Origin of the sequence: Streptomyces indicus, from assembly GCF_900100315.1 — a bacterium.
Lineage (GTDB): Bacteria > Actinomycetota > Actinomycetes > Streptomycetales > Streptomycetaceae > Streptomyces > Streptomyces indicus.
Map to the genome: position 1 here is coordinate 405,813 of NZ_FNFF01000002.1, position 18,299 is coordinate 424,111.

Genomic DNA, 18,299 nt, shown 5'->3' on the forward strand with positions numbered 1-18,299 from the left:
ACGGGCGCGGGCGCCCACCGGATCCTCACCGCACATGCAGTCCGAATCCGCTGCGGCCCGCGGGCTCCAAGCCCTCCCTGAGCTGGAGCGAGGGGATCGCGTAGTCGCCGAAGTTCTGCCGCCGGAACGGGATCGGCTCCGTGGACTCCAGCATCAGCAGGCGCTCGCGCCAGGCCTTGGCCACGTCCGGGAACTCCTCCTCGGTCAGCCGGTCCGTGCCGTACAGGACGAACGGCGACACGGGCTCGATGCCCGGGTAGAAGAGGATGCCGTGGTGGATCGGGAACAGCAGGTCGTCGATGGGGCCGTTGATCCCGCGCGCCGCGTAGTGCGGCTCGGGCCCGCCGACGGTCACCGACAGCAGGGCCCGCTTGCCGGCGAGGGTGCCTTCGCCGTACCGCTCCCCGTACTTGGTGTCGCTGTGCTCGCCGACCCCGTACGCGAACCGGTAGGTGAACACCCGGTCCACCCAGCCCTTGAGGATGGCCGGCATCGCGTACCACCACAGCGGGAACTGGAAGATCACCGTGTCCGCCCACAGGAGTTTCTCCTGCTCGGCGCGGACGTCCTCGGTGAGCGCCCCGGCCTCGAAGGCGCGGCCCGAGTCGGCGGCGACCCGGAGCGGGCTCGAAGCGTGGGGGCCGTAGTCCGCGGCGTCGACCACGGGCTTCCAGTGCATCGCGTACAGGTCGCTCACCCGCACCTCGTGCCCGGCCCGGGTCAGGGTCTCCACCGCGAGGTCCTTGAGCGCGCTGTTGAGGGAACGGGGCTCGGGGTGGGCGTGGACGATGAGGGTCTTCATGGTCGCTCCTCGGACGGGGTCGGCTGGTCCGTGCCCCACGGAAGGGGGGTGGCTGTGCGCGCCCCTCGGAAGGGGGCGGCCGGTCGCGCCTCTCGGAAGGGGGCGGCCGGTCTGTCTCCGATCCTGGGCGCTGCGGTCCGCGGCGTTCAGGGGCGCCGTATCCGTAGGACCGGACTTCCTGGTACTCGCAGGGCCACCCTCGCCGCGGTCCGGCCGGGCGATACTCGGGGCATGGCCGACGTTGCAGGCATGGACGATCTCGCGGGCATAGACGATCTCGCCGGCTTTCTGCGCACCCGGCGCTCCCGGGTCGACCCGGCGGCCGCCGGCATCCCCACCGACAGCCGGCGCCGGGTCGCGGGGCTGCGCCGCGAAGAGGTGGCGCACCTGTCCGGCGTCAGCGTGGACTACTACGTACGCCTGGAGCAGGGGCGCGCCACGCAGCCGTCCGAGCAGGTCCTCGACGCGCTCGCCCGCGTGCTCGGCCTGGACGAGACCGAGCGCGAGCACCTCCACCGGCTCGCGCGCCGCCGCCGGCCCCGGGCGAAGGCGCCGGGGACGCGGCTGCGGCCGGAGCTGCTCCGCGTCCTGGACCTCGTGCCGGACGCGCCCGCGCTGATCATGAACCACCGCATGGACGTGCTCGCGGGCAACCGGCTCGCGGCGCTCCTGTTCGGCCGCACCTCGGCGGCGGGACTCAACACCGCGCGGCACATCTTCCTCGCGGAGGCCGAGCGCGGGCTCTACGCGGAGTGGGAGCAGTGCACGCTCGACGCGGTCGGGCATCTGCGCCTGGCGGCCGGCAAGTACCCCGACGATCCGAAACTCGCCTCCCTCATCGGCGAGTTGGCGATGGGCAGCGAGCGCTTCCGCAAGCTGTGGGCCCGTGCCGACGTCCGCGCCCGCACCCACGGCCCCAAGCCCTACCGGCACCCGCTGGTCGGCCTGCTCGAGCTGCACCAGGAGAACTTCGCGCTGCCGGACGCGTCGGGCAGGGAGCTGATCGTGCTCTCGGCCGCCCCCGGCAGTCCGACGGAGGACGGGCTGCGGCTCCTGTCCACGATGGGCCCGGGCACGGAACCGGATACGCGGGAGCGGCCGCGGTCCTCGGTGGGCGGCGGCTCGGTGCAGGGCGGGTCAGCGCGAGACGAGCGGGGCTGACGCGGCGGGGCTCAGGTCGGCCAAGGCGTCCGCGAACACCGCCATCAGACCGAGGGCGTTGACGAGATCGCGCTCCAGGCCGGCGGTGGTCTCGCGGACCTGCGCGCCTGCTCCGGGATCGGCGGCCGCGGTGTGCAGCAGCTCCCGGAAGACGGCCGTGCCCTGCTGCACGTCCTGCCGGGTGAGCGCGGCCAGCGGCCGGACCTTGGCGAGCAGCGCGCCGGTGCGCGGGTCCCGCGCCGCGGGGACGAGCACCCGCGCGACCAAGTGGTCGGCGAGCTCGGCCCGTTGGGGCGCGGTGAGGTGCGGGGCGTAGACGGCGAGCCCGCGGGCGAGAACGCTGCGGGCCTGCTCCTGCCGCGCGGCCTGCGCCTGCGGGTCGTCTTCGGGAGCGGAGGCGTCGGCGGTACGGATCACCGAACTGACTGAACTCACCGGTTCCGCCGCGGCCGCCGGCGCGGTGAGAACGGTGCACCCGAGCGGAAGCAGCGCGGCCAGGGCGAGCGCACAGAGCGGGGAACGACGCATGGGGCGGCTCCGGGAGACGTACGGGTACAGGCTGAACACCTCCACCCTCGGCCTCCCGGCGCCGCCCCACCAGCACAGCGGCCCGAACGGGTCCGTGCACGCGAGCCCGGAAGCGTCAGACCACGTCCGCCAGCTCGGCGAGCAGCTTGCGCTTGGGCCGGGCGCCGACCACCTGCCACACCGGCTCGCCGCCCTTGAACACCATCAGCGTCGGCATCGACAGGACACCGTACGCCGTGGTCGTCCCGGGGTTGGCGTCCACGTCCAGCTGGACCACCTTCAGGCGCTCCCCCTCCTCGCGGGCGATCTCGCTGAGCACGGGCGCCAGCTGCCGGCACGGGCCGCACCAGTCGGCCGTGTACTCGACCAGCACGGGCAGCTCCGCCCGCAGCACCTCCTGCTCGAAGTCGGCATCGGTCACCTCGGGCACCCCCTCGGCCTTCACCATGGTCCTCACCCCTTGTTCTCGTACGTGACATGCGCGGGCACGGCCGCATCCGCGGACAGGGCCGCCTCGGCCAGCTCGCACAGCGGCTCGGGTCCGCCCGGCAGCTCCGCCTCGGCCGCGAGCCGCGCCCTGGCCTCCTCGGCGCGCTCCAGCTGGCCGCGCACCTTCGCGCGCACCGACTCCAACTCGCCGATCAACGCGTCGAGTTCATCGAGCTTGCGCCGGTAGACCGCGAGCGACGCGGGACAGGAGTCGCCCTCGGGGTGCCCGGCCCGCAGACACTCCACGAACGGCCGGGTCTCCTCCAGACCGAACCCGAAGTCCTGGAGCACCTTGATCTGCTCGACCAGCCGCAGATCGCTCTCGTCGTACGCGCGGTAGCCGTTGCTGCCGCGCCGCGCGGGCAGCAGCCCGCGGGACTCGTAGTACCTGAGCGTGCGCGGAGTGGTCCCGGCCCGCTCGGCCAGCTCGCCGATTCGCATGCCACGACCGTAATCCTTGACGCCGACGTCAAGGAAAGCCCCGACGGGCGTGATCGGGACGCCGGTGGCGTCAGATCGGAACCCCGGTGGCGTCAGGCCGAGGCCACCCGCAGGACCAGCGCCGCGACGGCGAGCAGCGTGAGCACGGCCGCGGGCGCGAATTCGTAGTCCTTGACGCGCAGATGGGCCACGACGGCCCCGATGAAGTAGAGCACCACGCCGACGCCGGCCGCCGCCCCGATGAACGGGACCGCGAGCCCGGCGAGCAGCCCCACCGCGCCCGCCGCCTTCAGCGAGGCGAGCCGTGGCAGCCAGGCGTCGGGGACCCCCACCTTGCCCATGGACTCCGTGATCGCGGGGTTGCGGGCGAAGGTGAACGTGGCGGAGGCGGCGAGTACGAGGGCCAGCAGGACTCCGACGATCGCGTAGGCAAGGAACATGAGCACTCCAAACGGTCAGGCGCCCTAAACCGTAGAGGGCCCGATATCGTTGAAGGCTATCAATGATTTATCTGGCTCCACAATAGAGCCCTTGATACGGTGTGGGCATGGCAGCCTCCGAGCGCGCAGCAGAACCGCACTACCGTCCGGCTTTCCTGCTCGCGTACCACGGCGGGATCACCGACGGGCTGATCCGCAAGGCGGTCGCCACGGCCGGGCTCAGCCCTCGGCACGTGGCCACGCTCCAGCTCCTCGCCGACGGCCCGGTCTCGCAGAAGGCCCTCATCGAAGGGCTCGGTGTGGACCCGAGCGTGCTCGTCGCGCTGCTCAACGGCCTGGAGAAGGACGAGCTGGTGGAGCGCCGGCGCGATCCGGCCGACCGGCGCCGGCACATCGTGGAGATCACCCCGGAGGGAACCGCCCGCCTGCGCAAGGCGGACGCGGCGCTGGACATGGTGGAGCGGGAACTGTTCGCGGACCTCTCCGAGCGCGAACTCGCCACGCTGCGCGGCCTCCTGGACCGGCTGAGGACCTCGGCCGGGTCCTTCGAGTGCGGTGAGTGAGCCCATGGACGCGAACTTCGACGACACCGTGCTCGACGAAGCGAAGCTCGACGGCACCGAGCCCGACGACGCGAAGCTCGACCAGGAACTGATCGACGTCGCCACCGAGCTGGCCGCCCGCTCCTGCCACGGCGACAACCACACCGTCGCGTCGGCCGCGCGCGCGGCCGACGGCCGGATCGTCTCCGGCGTGAACGTCTACCACTTCACCGGCGGCCCCTGCGCCGAGCTCGTCACGATCGGCGCGGCCGCCACGGCCGGGCTCGGCGAGCTGAGCACCATCGTCGCGGTGGGCGACGGCGGCCGCGGGGTGATCGCCCCCTGCGGGCGCTGCCGTCAGGTGCTGCTCGACTACTTCCCGGAGATCCGGGTGATCGTGCCGACCGGGCCGGGCGCGGTCGGCACCGTTCCCGTACGGGAACTGCTGGCCCATGCGTACGTCTGGCATGACCACCAGGAGCCGAAGGAACCCGAACCCGAACCCGAGGCGTGAAGGCGCCCGAGGCCAGGACGTGAACGCGCCCGGGCCCGGGACCAGTTGAGGTCCCGGGCCCGGGCGTCGGGTGCGGTGCCGCGCGCTGCGGCGGTACGGCGCGGTGCGGAGGAATCAGACCGCCGCGCCCTCCTTCTCACCGCTCTTCTGCAGCGGCACGCCGTCACCTTCCCCGGCGGGCGAGCCGTGGCCGTCGTCGAGCAGGGTGCGCTCGTCGAAGGGGGCCCGGCCGGCCAGCACCTCGTCCACGCGGGCGCGGTCGATCTCCTTGGTCCAGGTGCCGATGAGGACAGTGGCCACCGCGTTGCCCGCGAAGTTCGTCAGGGCGCGGGCCTCGCTCATGAAGCGGTCGATGCCGACGATCAGACCGATGCCGTCCACCAGGGCGGGCTTGTGCGACTGGAGGCCGCCGGCCAGCGTGGCGAGGCCGGCGCCGGTGACGCCGGCGGCGCCCTTCGAGGCCACGAACAGGAAGAGCAGCAGCGGGATCTGCTCGCCGATCGACATCGGCGTCCCCATGGCGTCCGCGACGAACAGCGAGGCCATGGTCATGTAGATCATGGTGCCGTCGAGGTTGAAGGAGTAGCCGGTCGGGACGGTGATGCCGACCACGGGCTTGCTGATGCCCAGGTGCTCCATCTTGGCGATGAGCCGCGGCAGCGCCGACTCGGAGGACGAGGTCGACAGGATGAGCAGGAACTCGCGGCCCAGGTACTTGAAGAGCGTGAGGATGTTGAGGCCGGCCACCATGCGCAGCAGGACGCCGAGCACCACGAAGACGAACAGCACGCAGGTCACGTAGAACCCGAGCATCAGGACGGCCAGCGACTTGAGCGCGTCCAGGCCCGCGGAGCCGGTCACGGCCGCGATGGCACCGAAGGCGCCGATCGGCGCGGCCCACATGATCATGGCGAGGATGCGGAAGACCAGGCGCTGGATGTGCTCGACCCCGCGCAGGATCGGCCGGCCCGCGTCGCCCATGGCCTGGAGCGCGAAGCCGGCGAGCAGCGCGACGAGCAGGGTCTGGAGCACCTCGCCGCCGGTGAAGGCCGAGACGAGCGTGGTCGGGATGATGCCGAGCAGGAACTCGACGGTGTCCTTGGCCTCGGCGTCCACCTGCGCCTGGCCGGTCTCCTTGACCGCGTCGGTCACGGCGAGCCCGGTGCCCGGGTCGATGATGTTGCCGACGATCAGGCCGATGGCCAGCGCGACCATCGACATGACGGTGAAGTAGAGCAGGGCGATGCCGCCGACGGCGCCGACCTTGGCGGCCTTCCGCACGGACCCGATGCCGAGCACGATCGTGCAGAAGATGATCGGCGAGATCATCATCTTGATCAGATTCACGAAGCCGGTCCCGATCGGCTTCAGCTCCACCGCCACCCCGGGCGCCGCGAAGCCCACGGCGATGCCGAGCAGCACCGCCACGATGACCGCGATGTAGAGATAGTGAGTCCTGTCCCGCTTGGCTGTTGGAGCGGCTGTCCCTGCCACGGTGCCTCCTCGCACGTACGGCTCTCATGCGCCTCGATTGCGCCGCCGGGCCCAGGCCCTCCCCTGTACGGCCCTGACAGTTCTGCCCAGCGGGCCCGGCGGCGGTCCCGGTGAATATCCATGAGTCCGTGAGCGGGGTCACCCTTGCGTACATTTAGTTCGCGCTTACGTCGTGTGCACACTGGGCGGCGTGCCACCGATATCCCGGATCCCCCGCATCGCCGGGCCGATGCCCCGGATCCCGCGTCCCCGCTCCCTCGCCGCCCAGCTGTTCGCCATGCAGGTCGTCCTGGTCGCAGTGGTCGTCGCGGGCTGCGCGGTCTTCGCATACGTGAGCGCGCACCACCAGGCCGAGCAGGCGGCGGTGCACCAGGCGCGGGCCGCCGCCCGTGCGGTGGCGCTCTCGCCGTCGGTGCGCCAGGCGATCAGCGGCGAGCATCCGACCACGGAGCTCCAGCCGTACGCCGAGGCGGTACGCGAGGACGCCGACGTGGACTTCGTGACGATCATGGATCCGGACGGCATCCGCTGGACCCACCCGAACCCCGAGAACATCGGCGAGAGGTTCCTCGGCCACATCGAGCCCGCCCTGGACGGCGGCACGTTCTCCGAGACGTACACCGGAACGCTCGGCCCCTCGGTCCGGGTGGTCACCCCGATCCGGGACGGCGAGCGGATCGTCGGCCTGGTGAGCGCCGGCATCAAGATCGAGGAGATCACCGACGGGGTGCAGCGGCAGCTGGCCGCGCTGCTCGCGGTGGCGCTCGGCGCGGTGACGCTCGGCGGCATCGGCACGTATGTCATCAACGCCCGGCTGCGGCGGCACACCCACGGCATGAACGCCGCCGAGCTGAGCCGTATGCACGACTACCACCAGGCCGCGCTGCACGCCGTACGCGAAGGGCTGCTCATGCTCGACGGGCAGCGCAGGATCGCGCTGCTCAACGACGGGGCGCGCGAACTGCTCGGCGTCGAGGGCGAGGTGGTCGGGCGCAATGTCGCGGACCTCGGCCTGCCGGCCCCGCTGACCGGGGCGCTGCTCGCGGCCGAACCGCGCGTGGACGAGGTGTATCTGACGGCGGACCGGGTGATCGTCGTGAACACCTCGCCGGTGTCCGGCGGCGAGCGGCGCGGCACCGTCGTGACCCTGCGCGACCACACCGAACTCCAGGCCCTGACCGGCGAGTTGGACCACGAGCGCGGGTTCACCGAGGCGCTGCGCTCGCAGGCGCACGAGGCCGCGAACCGGCTGCACACCGTGGTCTCGCTGATCGAGCTGGGGCGCGCCGACGAGGCCGTCGAGTTCGCCACGGCCGAGCTCGAACTGGCCCAGGCGCTCACCGACCGCGTGGTCACCGCCGTGGGCGAGCCGGTGCTCGCGGCGCTGCTGCTCGGCAAGGCCGCGCAGGCCAACGAGCGCGGGGTCGAGCTGGAACTCTCCCCCGACAGCCGGCTTGACGACCGGCTGCTTCCGGATACGCTGCCCGCCCGTGACCTGGTCACCGTGCTCGGCAACCTGATCGACAACGCGATGGACGCCGCGACCGGCACCCCCGGCGCCGCGGTCACCGTGACCGCGCTGGTGCACGGGGGCGAGCTGCTCCTGAGCGTGTCCGACAACGGGCCCGGGGTGCCGGCCGGCGCGGATGTGTTCGCGCGCGGCTGGTCCGGCAAGGGGCCCGGGCGCGGGATCGGTCTGGCCCTGGTGCAGCAGACCGTGCGCCGGCACAGCGGCACGGTCACGGTGGACGCGTCCGAGGACGGCGGCGCGCAGTTCACCGTACGGCTGCCGCTCGAGCCGCCGCCGAAGCCGACGAAGCTGCCGAAGCCGCCTGAGCCGACGACACAGAAGGAGATACGGGCATGAGCGTGACCGGCGCGCCCGCGGGCGAGGGCGCCACCGGGCCCATCCGCGTCCTGATCGTCGAGGACGACCCGGTGGCCGCGGACGCGCACGCGATGTACGTGAACCGCGTGCCCGGCTTCAAGGCCGTGGCCAAGGCCCACTCGGGCGCCGCCGCCCGCCGCGCCCTGGAGCGCACCCTGGTGGACCTGCTGCTGCTCGATCTGCATCTGCCCGACGGCCACGGTCTCCAGCTGGCCCGCAGTCTGCGCGCGGCCGGGCACCACGCGGACGTGATCGCCGTGACCTCGGCGCGCGATCTGGCCGTGGTGCGCGAGGGTGTCTCGCTCGGTGTGGTGCAGTACGTGCTCAAGCCGTTCACGTTCGGCACGCTGCGCGACCGGCTCGTGCGCTATGCCGAGTTCCGTACGGCGCAGGGCGAGGCCACCGGCCAGGACGAGGTGGACCGCGCGCTGGCCTCGCTGCGCGCACCGCAGCCGGCCGCGCTGCCCAAGGGCCTCAGCGCGCCCACCCTCGACCGGGTGATCAGCACGCTGCGGGCGGCGCCCGAGGGTCTGAGCGCCGCGGCCGCCGCCGAGACGGCGGGCCTCTCGCGGATCACCGCCCGCCGCTATCTGGAGCACCTGGTGGAGTCGGGACGCGCGGTGCGGGCGCCGCAGTACGGCCAGGTGGGGCGGCCCGAGCTGCACTATCGCTGGCTCACGGGCTGAACCGGCCGCGCGCGGCTGATCAACTCGCGGCCCGGATAACAACGTTGTCACGGATCCGATCTCGCCGGGCGCACGGGCATTGACCCTCGGTGAACAACAACCGTACGTTCACCGAGCAGCAAACGCGTTCCACGCAGCCGCCCCCGCAGGCTCGCAGGAGGTCGTACCCGTGCGTCCCAAGCGTTCCACCGCGCCCCTCGTCCTCGGCGCAGCAGCTCTGCTCGCCGCCACCACGCTGACCGCCTGCGGTGACGACTCCGGGGACGACCCGGACACCCTCAAGGTCTCGTTCAAGCAGTCCACGGACAACTCCATCAAGGTCCAGGACAACTTCCTCGCTGCGATCAAGAAGCAGTTCGAGAAGGAGAATCCGGGCAAGAAGGTCGAGCTCATCCCGATCAAGGCCCCGGATGCCGAGTACTACACGAAGGTGCAGCAGATGCTGCGCTCGGCGAAGACCGCGCCCGACCTCGTGTACGAGGACACCTTCCTCATCAACTCCGATATCACCAGCGGGTACTTGACGCCGCTGGACGCGTATCTGAAGAAGTGGAAGGACTGGCCGCAGTTCATCGAGACGGCCCAGGCCGCCGCGAAGGGCGAGGACGGCAAGACGTATGGCGTTCCGGACGGCACCGACACCCGCGGCCTCTGGTACAACAAGTCGATCCTCAAGAAGGCCGGACTGCCCGAGGACTGGCAGCCGAAGACCTGGGACGAGATCCTCGACGCCGCCCGCACCATCAAGGAGAAGGTGCCGGGCGTCATCCCGCTGAACGTCTACACCGGGAAGCCCGGCGGCGAGCAGTCCACGATGCAGGGCTTCGAGATGCTCCTGTACGGGACGGGCGAGGACCCGCTGTACGACCCGTCGGCGAAGAAGTGGGTGCAGGGCAACCAGGGCTTCAAGGACGCGTTGATGTTCGTGGAGACGGTCTACAAGGAGAAGCTGGGTCCGCCGGTCGAGGACGCGCTCGACCCGAACATCGGCCCGACCGTGCGCGCGGAGCTCCTGCCCAAGGGCAAGCTGGCCATCAACCTCGACGGCTCCTGGCTGCCGCAGGACTGGCTGGAGGGCTCGGGCCACGAATGGCCCACCTGGTCGCAGGAGTTGGGGCTCGCGCACATGCCTACGCAGAACGGCCAGGCACCCGGCAAGGTGTCGCTGTCGGGCGGCTGGACCTGGGCGATCCCCTCGAAGGCGGCCAACAAGGACCTCGCCTTCGAGTTCATCAAGACGATGCAGACCAAGGAGAACGCCCAGAAGTGGTACATCTCCAACTCGGGCATCGCGGTCCGCAAGGACGTGGCCGAGGATCCGGAGTACGTGAAGGCGCAGCCCGGCATCAAGTTCTTCACGGACCTCGTGGAGTTCACCCACTACCGTCCCGCGTACCCGGCGTATCCGAAGGTGTCGGTGGCCATCCAGGAGGCGATGGAGTCGGTCACGACCGGTGACGCCTCCGTGGACGAGGCGGCGGCCACGTACGACGAGGAACTCGCATCGGTGACCGAGGGCGAAGTCATCAAGAAGTGAAAAGCACGCCCGCACCCGCACCCGTGCGCACACCCGGGCCCGCCGCCCCGCGCACACCCGCACCGCGCACCTCGACGAAGCGCACCCTGACCCGGGCCCTGCCCCTGTCGCCGGCCGTCCTGCTTCTGCTGGCGTTCCTGGCGGGGCCCATCGGGTACTGCGTCTATCTGGCGTTCACGGATCTGCAGCTGACCGGCCAGGCGGACTCCTCCTTCATCGGCTTCGACAACTTCCGTGAGGCCTTCGGCGACGAGGACTTCCTCAACGCCGTCTGGCTGACGCTGGTCTTCACGGTGCTCTCCTCGCTGATCGGGCAGAACACGCTCGGCCTCGGTCTCGCCCTGCTGATGCAGCGCGCCTCGAAGACGGTGCGCACGGTCACGGGCGGGATCGTGGTGACCGCGTGGGTGCTGCCCGAGGTGGTCGCGGGCTTTCTCCTGTACGCGTTCTTCCGCCGCGAGGGGACACTCAACGCGATCCTCGACTTCCTCCATCTCCCGTCCCAGAACTGGATGTTCACGCTGCCGATCCTGGCGGTCTCGTTCGCGAACGTCTGGCGCGGCACGGCCTTCTCGATGCTGGTCTACTCGGCCGCGCTCAACGAGATCCCCAAGGAGGTGGTCGAGTCGGCCGAGGTGGACGGCGCGGGCGGCTGGCGCCGCCTGTGGCACATCACGCTGCCGATGATCCGCCGCTCCATCGGCACGAACCTGATGCTCAACACCCTTCAGACGCTCTCCGTCTTCGGTCTGATCTGGGTGATGACCCGCGGCGGGCCCGGCGGCCGCAGCCAGACGCTGCCGCTCTACATGTACGAACAGGCCTTCCAGAACAGCATGATCGGATACGCCACGGCCGTGGCGCTGCTGCTCCTGATCGTGGGCTCGCTCTTCTCGCTCGTGTACATGCGGCTGCTGCGGACGGAGGTCTGAGATGGCACTGTCCCGCCTCGCGCCCCGAAGCGCGCGCAGCCGCCGTACGAGCCGGCGGCTGGCCGCGGACCTGGGCCTGCTGGTCGTGGCCGCGGCCTTCGTGCTCCCCCTGGCCTGGGTGGTGCTCTCCTCGCTCGACGCCGACGCGAACCTCAAGGTGAAGCTGCCGGAGAGCTGGACCTTCGACAACTTCGACGCTGTGCTCGTCGACGAGATCACGTTCACGCCGCTGCTCAACAGCCTGATCCTGTGCGGGTTCGCGACCGCGCTCACGGTGGCGTGCGCCGCCTTCGCCGCGTATCCGCTCTCGCGCTACCGCACGCGCTACAACCGCCCGTTCCTGCTCACGATCCTCTTCGCGACCTGTCTGCCGATCACTGCGGTGATGGTCCCGGTGTACGCGCTGTTCGTGCAGATCGAGCTGATCGACACGATGCACGGCACGATCTTCTTCTTCGCCGCCTCCCAACTCCCGTTCGCCATCTGGTTGATGAAGAACTTCATGGACGGGGTCCCGAAGGAGCTGGAGGAGGCCGCGTGGACGGACGGCGCGTCCACGCTCACCTCCATGCTCCGGATCGTGCTGCCCCTGATGGGGCCGGGCGTCGCGGTGGTGACGGTGTTCTCGTTCGTCATGATGTGGGGCAACTTCTTCGTGCCCTTCATGCTGCTGCTCGACCCCGCGCAGATGCCCGCCTCGGTCTCGATCAACGACTTCTTCGGCAACCGCGGCACAGTGGTGTACGGGCAGCTGGCCGCCTTCTCGATCATCTACTCGACGCCGGTGATCCTGCTGTACGTGCTGATCGCCCGGCGGCTCGGCGGGGGGTTCGCGCTCGGGGGTGCGGTGAAGGGCTAGCGAGGTGGCGGGGCCCGGGGGCAGCCGGACCCCGCCGTCCGAGGGCGTCAGGCTCCGACGCTCACCGTGAACCGCCGCGGGTTGCCGTCGTGCGCTGCGCCGGACACGTCCGGCTGGCCGTCGGGGCGTACGTCGTCATACGGGAAGGCGTACCCGATGGGCGCGTTGGCGTGGACGATGCGCGACCAGTGGTTGGTGGTGGCGTCCCGGTAGTAGTCACCGGCCGTCACCCCGTTCGGCTGGTCGGGGTGCGTGAGCATGATGCTGCGGTTGAACCCGGCGGCGAGCCGCGCGAGCAAGCCCTTCCTGTCGTCGGGGTCGGCGGGGTTGTTGGTGAACGGGCCGTGGTTGCAGGTGAACACGTCCTTCGAGGTGGGCTTCGGGAAGCTGTGCCCGCCGGTGAACGTCAGTGTGTCCCCGCTGACCCGCCCGGTGAACACCCCGCGGCCGCCCTGGAGGTCGATGCGCAGGTCCTCGCCCCGGTACTTCTCCCAGACCCGGTCGATGTAGCCGTTCCACACGTCGCGGAACGGCATCTGGTCGGGTCGGTCGAAGTACGGCGCCATGAGGTTCTGCGGCGAGATGCAGCGCAGCACCTTCCCGTCGCCGGCCCTGATCACCAGCTGGTCCCAGGGCTGTCCGTCGCGGGCGGCCTGGGCCTGGAGATCGGCGGCGATCCGGTCGACCGCGCCGTCGGGCAGCGGGGCGACGGTGTGCGTGGCGTCGCCTTCGAGGCGCAGCCCGATGGGCAGGGCGGTCACGAGGTCGACGTAGGAGATGTTCGCGAACAGCTGCTGCGGGTTGAAGGTGAACTCGCAGAACGACCACGTCTTGCCGTAGTTGGGGTCGGCGGGCGTGGCGAAGGCGGGCTCGACGAGTCCGGGTCCGGGGTTGAGGAAGAAGTCGAGGGTGTCGTCGCGCACGAAGTAGACGCGCGCGCCGTACATCTGAGGCAGCGTCACGACCTTGGGCGGCGCGCCCGCCGGGTTCAGCGGGATGGCGCAGTCGACGGGCAGCGGGGTCTGCGGTGCGGAGGGCGACTCGGGCCGGTAGATCCCGCCGTCGGCCCGGAGCAGCACCCAGGCGCCGCTGCCCTGCTCGTGCCCGGTGACGTAGGCCCGCACGGTGCCGCTCAACGACTTGTTCTCCAGGGCCAGTTCACAGGTCGCGGGGGCGGCGGCCCCGGCTGCGCGGGAGGAGGGGGCGGCGGCTCCGGCCGTCCAGGACGGCACGGCCAGCGAGGCGGCGGCAGCGGCGGCGCTCGCACCGGCGCCCGTGAGGAACAGTCTGCGCGATATCACGATCGGCGCTCCTGAAGTGGGGGGTTGTGGGGGTGAGCCCACTGTTGCGAGCGGTACGGGAGGCGTCAAGACTTGTCACAGGGAGCGCTCCCACTTTTCCGTTCCCTTCAGAAGCCGAAGGGCGCGGGCGGGTCAAGGGACCGCAGGCGTACGGCAGTTGTGGGCCTTCGCCGCGCGTTCGGCGAAGGTCTTCAGGGCGGCACGCTCCTGGGCCCGGTCTCCGGACACGGGCGCGGAGTCCTTGTCGTCGCGGTCCCCGTCGGCGAACAGGGTGAACAGGGCGGTGCCGTCCGGGCACGCGGCCGTGGTCCAGCTGACGCGGCCGTCGCGGGTGCGGTGGTGTGCGGGCTTGTCGCCGGTCGGCAGGTCGTCCTCGCGCAAGGACATGCGGTTGCCCCGGAAGAAGGCCTGGGCGTACGGCCCGAAGGACGCCTCCAGTCCGTAACGGTGCCCGCCGCGCGCGTCGTTGAGCTGACACCGCTCGTACGGGGCTCCGCCGCGCGCGGTCTCGAGCACGGTGCGGACCCCGCGTACCGACGCGATGCCGGCGCAGGTGCCCTCCGCCTCGGCGAGCGGCTTGTATTCGTCCTTGCGCACGGGGAGCGGAAGACTGCGCACTTTCGTGCCCAACTCGGCCTTGCAGCCGCGCACTTCGTCTGCCTTGCGGGCCGTGGCCTCGGCGATCCGGGTGTACGCGGGGCGCACGGCGGGGTCGTCGAAGGAACCGGGGTCGGCGAAGCCGGTCTCCACGGTGACCGTGAGGGCCTTCGTCCCGCCCGCCGTGCAGCGCAGCACCAGCACCGTGGTCACCTCGTCCGCCTCGTCCGTGGCGCCGGTGCGGCCGAACTCGGCGCCGAACAGGCCCGTCCAGCCGTGGCCGACCGGCACGGCCAGCTGCTTCTTCCGGCCGCCCAGGTACACCTCGGCGAGCGGGTCCTCGGCCCCGGCGTCGTCGGTCACCCGCACATCGGCGCGGCCGCCGTCCTCCACGACCACCTCGCAGCGCACGTGGTGCGGCGCGCCTTCCCACGCGCGCACGGTGACGTCGCCGTCGCCGAAGACCTCCTGCACCACCGCCCGGTCGAGCAGCCCGTCGCAGGCGCTGTCGAGCCGGGCCTCGTTGTCCCAGCGCCGGAAGTCCCCGTGCAGCCAGAGGTATCCGGTGGCCAGCACGGCGAGCGCGACCGCCGCGCCCGCGACCCTCAGCACGATCCGCTTCACAGCGCCGCCTCCGCCTTCCCGAGCACGTGGGTGTCGTGGCAGCGCTGCTGCCTCGGCCAGCCGCCGGGGTCCGCGAGGTAGGCGTCGAGGGCCTTGCGGGTCTGCCTCTCGTAGCGGGCCCGCTGCTCCTTGGTCAGGGGCGTCTCGTCGCCGTACTCGTCCGCGTACGGATCGTCGTACTCCAGGGTCACGGCGACCCGGTGCAGCGTCGGGCCCGCGGCGCACCGCGCAGTCGCCCACAGGGCCACTCCGGCGTCCTCGTGGTCACCGTGCCAGGCGGACTCGCGCAGCGGCCCCGCCCAGCTCGCGGCGGAGACATAGAAGACCTCGCCCTCCTCAAGCTCGGGCTCGTCCGTCTCGCCACCGCGCCCGCGCTGCGTGGCATCGCAGACGCTGAGCAGCCGCGACTCCTGAAGGTCCCCGGCCACGGACCACGTACCGGGCAGACCTTTCGCCAGTCCGCGGCACTTGGCGAGGCCGAGTCCGGGAATGTCCACGCCCTGCACCTGGATGTTGCTGCCGTCCGGTTCGCTGGTGACCTCGGCCTCGTACGTGTCGACGACCGCGTCGGGCAGGGCCAGCGCCTCGCTCCCGCACTTCTGCGCCCGGCTCAGCGCGTTGGCGACCGCCACGCCGGTACGGAGCTCCCGCAGCGCGTCCGCCTTGCCGCCGCTCTTCTCCGCCCCCGCGCCGAACCGGTCCACCGACACGGTCACGTACATCCCCGGCACCTCGCGCGCCCGCGTCCCCAGACCTTCCGGACACTCGGCGACCAGCCAGGTCGGCGCCTGTTCACCGGCCCGTCCGGTCACGCCCCGCGCCTCGTACCCCTCCGACGAGGGCCCCGGCAGCAGCTCGCCGGCCGCCACGGACAGCGGCTCGGGCAGCTCGGACAGCAGGGGTGCCGCCTCCACCGACACGCCTCCGTGATCGGGCCAGGTGACCTCGCAGTGCAGCAGCGCGCGGCTCTCCTCATCGGGCGTGAGCTGGGCCCCGTACGCCAGGACCTCACCCGGAACGTCATCCGGCACGAGCCCCCGCAGCTCCTCGTACGGAAGCAGACCACCGCACGCACGCTTCAACTGAGCCCGGTTCGCGGCGAGATGACCGCCTTCGTCCTCCCCGGGCCCCAGGACCAGAACCCCCGCACCCACGATCAGCACCATCGCGAGACCGGTGACCAGCGGTACGCGCAGCGGCGCGGGCAGCCGCCCCATGAGTCCTCCCCCGAGTTCCCCAAGTGTCCGCCGGAGTCCCGGCGTCCCGTCGTATGCGGCCGCCGCGCAAACGGTCGAACCGACTCCGGAACGTATCAGAACCGTAGATTCCTACGACCAGTGATCCTGGGCGAACGCACCGTAGCCACACGCCACTCCCGCCCCTAGCGTGACCGCGTGTCTCAACCCACTCCTCCGTTCAACGCCCTCGCCGCCCGCCGGCTGCGGGAGGCGCTGGGCATGGCGCCCGGGCATGTGGCGTACGGAATCCGGGCCGGCTTCGGCCTCGCGCATGTCACCCCGGACACCGTCACCGCCTGGGAGCGCGGCCTCGTGGCGCCCACCGGCGGCGAACTGACCGCTCTGGCGGGCGCTTTGTGGTGCACGCCGGCCGAACTGCTCGGTGCGGCACGGACGTTGCGCGAGCACCGGCTCGCGCGCGGGATCGCCTCCGAGGACATTGCGCGTGCGGTGGGGATCGAGCACCGCGCGTATCTGCAGATGGAGGAGCGCGACGCCTGGAAGGGCAACGAGCGCCAGTCGGCGACGCTCGCCCGCCTCCTCGACCTGTCCCCCGAGGCGTTCAGCACGGTCATGGGCCGCGACGACCGCCTGACGGAACTGCTCACCTTCGCGGTGACGGCGCGCTGGCAGCCGTACGTGAAGCCGATCGCCAAACTGGTCCCGCTGGCCCACCGCCACATCGAACCGGCCCTCGAATCCCTGCACGAGGAGTACCAGGGCCGGATGGCGGCCACCCTCGTCTGGGGTGATTCCGGCGACACCGGAGAGTCGGGCCGCGCCTTCCTGGCGGAGATCCGGTCCCTTTTCTGGGCGCGGGTCGGGTCGAATCAGGCCTGAGGTCCCGCACATCGGGGACTTTCGCCCCCACGCCCAGCCCTGGGCTTCTCAGTGCGGCAGCTTTCAGCCGGAGGGCAACTTCCAGCCCGTCCGGCGTTTGAGGACGAGCGCGTTCAGCGCGATAGGGGGTCCGGGGGCGAAGCCTCCGGTTTCGGGAAGGGGCGGGGCGGGGAGAAAAGCCCGCCGCAGGCGCCGAACCGCACCCCGAATCCGCCCAACACAAAGGCCCCCGGCACAAGCACCGGGGCCCGACAAGAGAAGGCGCGGCTCAGAACACCGACTCCGCCTCCGCCATCCGGTACTCCGGCACCGTCTTCAGCTCACTCACCGCATCCGCCAACGGCACCATCTCGATATCCGTCCCCCGCAGCGCCGTGAACTTCCCGAACTCACCGCGGTGCGCCGCCTCCACCGCATGCCACCCGAACCGCGTCGCGAGCACACGGTCGTACGCGGTCGGCGTGCCGCCACGCTGGACGTGACCGAGGATGACCGGCTTGGCCTCCTTGCCGAGCCGGTGCTCCAGCTCGTGCGCGAGCGCCGTGCCGATGCCCTTGAAGCGCTCGTGGCCGAACTGGTCGATCTCGCCCGTGCCGTAGTCCATCGAGCCCTCGATCGGATGCGCGCCTTCCGCGACGCAGATGACCGCGAACTTCTTGCCGCGCGCGAACCGCTCCTCGACCATCTTGACCAGGTCGGCCGGGTCGAAGGGCCGCTCCGGGAGGCAGATGCCGTGGGCGCCGCCCGCCATGCCGGACTCCAGGGCGATCCAGCCGGCGTGCCGGCCCATGACCTCGACGACCATCACGCGCTGGTGCGACTCGGCGGTGGTCTTGAGGCGGTCCATCGCCTCGGTGGCGACACCGACCGCAGTGTCGAAGCCGAAGGTGCGGTCCGTGGCATTGATGTCGTTGTCGATCGTCTTCGGGACGCCGACCACCGGCATGCCCGCGTCCGACAGCATGCGGGCCGCGGTCAGCGTGCCCTCGCCGCCGATCGGGATCAGCACGTCGATGCCGAGCTTCTTCGCGAGCGCGGGCGCGTTGGCGACGGCGTCCTCCAGGCGGCCCTTCTCCAGCCGGGCCGAGCCGAGGATCGTGCCGCCGCGCGAGAGGATGCCGCTCACGCCGGTCAGGTCGAGGGGACGGTAGTAGCCGTCGAGGAGACCCTTGTAGCCGTCCTCGAAGCCGATGACCTGGTCCCCGTGCGCCGCGACGGCGCGGTGCACGACCGACCGGATCACTGCGTTCAGGCCGGGGCAGTCGCCGCCTGCGGTGAGTACTCCGATACGCATCGTGCTGTGTCTCCTGCTCGCTAGTCGTACGCGTGAGCCCGGGTCCGATTGTTCCACGGGCCACACAGGTGCGCCCCTTTCACTTACTCCAC

The 18,299-nt window shown here is 71.2% G+C and carries 19 protein-coding genes; 9 read left to right on the forward strand and 10 right to left on the reverse strand.

Annotation, left to right across the window (positions count from 1 at the left end; genetic code table 11):
- Positions 1-25: 25 nt before the first annotated feature.
- Entirely contained in the window at positions 26-802 is a 777-nt protein-coding gene (locus tag BLT97_RS08360; protein ID WP_093608122.1) for an NAD(P)H-dependent oxidoreductase, read from the reverse strand.
- 267 nt (positions 803-1,069) lie between these two features.
- Here BLT97_RS08360 and BLT97_RS08365 point away from each other — a divergent pair, with 267 nt between their 5' ends.
- Entirely contained in the window at positions 1,070-1,963 is an 894-nt protein-coding gene (locus tag BLT97_RS08365; RefSeq protein ID WP_093608354.1) for a helix-turn-helix transcriptional regulator, read from the forward strand.
- Here BLT97_RS08365 and BLT97_RS08370 read toward each other — a convergent pair.
- The 4 genes from BLT97_RS08370 to BLT97_RS08385 form a co-directional block, all read right to left on the reverse strand.
- Positions 1,940-2,491, reverse strand: coding sequence for a hypothetical protein (locus BLT97_RS08370; protein ID WP_143041320.1), 552 nt, complete (start codon positions 2,489-2,491; stop codon positions 1,940-1,942). The two genes, BLT97_RS08365 and BLT97_RS08370, sit on opposite strands and share 24 nt — an antisense overlap.
- A 115-nt stretch (positions 2,492-2,606) precedes the next feature.
- On the reverse strand, positions 2,607-2,939 hold the full coding sequence (gene trxA, locus BLT97_RS08375; protein ID WP_093608124.1) for a thioredoxin: 333 nt from the start codon (positions 2,937-2,939) through the stop codon (positions 2,607-2,609).
- Between the two features lie 5 nt (positions 2,940-2,944).
- A complete protein-coding gene (locus tag BLT97_RS08380) occupies positions 2,945-3,421 on the reverse strand; it encodes a MerR family transcriptional regulator (protein ID WP_093608125.1) in 477 nt (158 codons plus the stop codon).
- 92 nt (positions 3,422-3,513) lie between these two features.
- On the reverse strand, positions 3,514-3,861 hold the full coding sequence (locus tag BLT97_RS08385) for a DoxX family protein (RefSeq protein WP_093608126.1): 348 nt from the start codon (positions 3,859-3,861) through the stop codon (positions 3,514-3,516).
- A 107-nt stretch (positions 3,862-3,968) separates the two neighbouring features.
- Here BLT97_RS08385 and BLT97_RS08390 point away from each other — a divergent pair, with 107 nt between their 5' ends.
- Both BLT97_RS08390 and BLT97_RS08395 read left to right on the forward strand, forming a co-directional pair.
- Complete coding sequence (locus tag BLT97_RS08390) at positions 3,969-4,424, forward strand: MarR family winged helix-turn-helix transcriptional regulator (protein ID WP_093608127.1); 456 nt, start codon at positions 3,969-3,971, stop codon at positions 4,422-4,424.
- A gap of 4 nt (positions 4,425-4,428) precedes the next feature.
- Positions 4,429-4,917, forward strand: coding sequence for a cytidine deaminase family protein (locus tag BLT97_RS08395; RefSeq protein ID WP_093608128.1), 489 nt, complete (start codon positions 4,429-4,431; stop codon positions 4,915-4,917).
- A gap of 114 nt (positions 4,918-5,031) precedes the next feature.
- Here BLT97_RS08395 and BLT97_RS08400 read toward each other — a convergent pair whose 3' ends face one another.
- The gene (locus BLT97_RS08400) at positions 5,032-6,411 is read right to left on the reverse strand and encodes a cation:dicarboxylate symporter family transporter (RefSeq protein WP_245769212.1); all 1,380 of its coding nucleotides are present in this window, start codon (positions 6,409-6,411) and stop codon (positions 5,032-5,034) included.
- Positions 6,412-6,640: 229 nt separating this feature from the next.
- On the opposite strand from BLT97_RS08400, the gene BLT97_RS08405 reads away from it, so the two are divergent.
- From BLT97_RS08405 to BLT97_RS08425, 5 genes are all read left to right on the forward strand, one after another.
- Positions 6,641-8,278: a sensor histidine kinase gene (locus tag BLT97_RS08405; RefSeq protein WP_093608130.1), complete on the forward strand. Its 1,638-nt coding sequence runs from the start codon at positions 6,641-6,643 to the stop codon at positions 8,276-8,278.
- Entirely contained in the window at positions 8,275-8,985 is a 711-nt protein-coding gene (locus tag BLT97_RS08410; protein WP_093608131.1) for a response regulator, read from the forward strand. Before BLT97_RS08405 ends, BLT97_RS08410 begins: the two co-directional genes overlap by 4 nt.
- A gap of 169 nt (positions 8,986-9,154) precedes the next feature.
- The gene (locus tag BLT97_RS08415) at positions 9,155-10,522 is read left to right on the forward strand and encodes an extracellular solute-binding protein (protein ID WP_176953698.1); all 1,368 of its coding nucleotides are present in this window, start codon (positions 9,155-9,157) and stop codon (positions 10,520-10,522) included.
- A gap of 23 nt (positions 10,523-10,545) precedes the next feature.
- On the forward strand, positions 10,546-11,454 hold the full coding sequence (locus BLT97_RS08420) for a carbohydrate ABC transporter permease (protein ID WP_425442675.1): 909 nt from the start codon (positions 10,546-10,548) through the stop codon (positions 11,452-11,454).
- A gap of 1 nt (position 11,455) precedes the next feature.
- Entirely contained in the window at positions 11,456-12,313 is an 858-nt protein-coding gene (locus BLT97_RS08425) for a carbohydrate ABC transporter permease (RefSeq protein ID WP_093608133.1), read from the forward strand.
- A gap of 47 nt (positions 12,314-12,360) precedes the next feature.
- Here the strand turns inward: BLT97_RS08425 and BLT97_RS08430 are convergent, their stop codons facing one another.
- From BLT97_RS08430 to BLT97_RS08440, 3 genes are all read right to left on the reverse strand, one after another.
- Entirely contained in the window at positions 12,361-13,614 is a 1,254-nt protein-coding gene (locus BLT97_RS08430; RefSeq protein WP_093608134.1) for a glycoside hydrolase family 64 protein, read from the reverse strand.
- A 132-nt stretch (positions 13,615-13,746) separates the two neighbouring features.
- Positions 13,747-14,835 (reverse strand): hypothetical protein, encoded by a 1,089-nt coding sequence (locus tag BLT97_RS08435; RefSeq protein WP_093608135.1) that lies wholly within the window; start codon positions 14,833-14,835, stop codon positions 13,747-13,749.
- A complete protein-coding gene (locus tag BLT97_RS08440; protein ID WP_093608136.1) occupies positions 14,832-16,052 on the reverse strand; it encodes a hypothetical protein in 1,221 nt (406 codons plus the stop codon). Before BLT97_RS08440 ends, BLT97_RS08435 begins: the two co-directional genes overlap by 4 nt.
- A gap of 177 nt (positions 16,053-16,229) precedes the next feature.
- Between BLT97_RS08440 and BLT97_RS08445 the strand changes: the two genes are divergently transcribed.
- The gene (locus BLT97_RS08445; RefSeq protein ID WP_093608137.1) at positions 16,230-16,913 is read left to right on the forward strand and encodes a helix-turn-helix domain-containing protein; all 684 of its coding nucleotides are present in this window, start codon (positions 16,230-16,232) and stop codon (positions 16,911-16,913) included.
- A 268-nt stretch (positions 16,914-17,181) separates the two neighbouring features.
- Here BLT97_RS08445 and BLT97_RS08450 read toward each other — a convergent pair whose 3' ends face one another.
- Positions 17,182-18,207, reverse strand: coding sequence for an ATP-dependent 6-phosphofructokinase (locus tag BLT97_RS08450; protein ID WP_093608138.1), 1,026 nt, complete (start codon positions 18,205-18,207; stop codon positions 17,182-17,184).
- Positions 18,208-18,299: the final 92 nt, after the last annotated feature.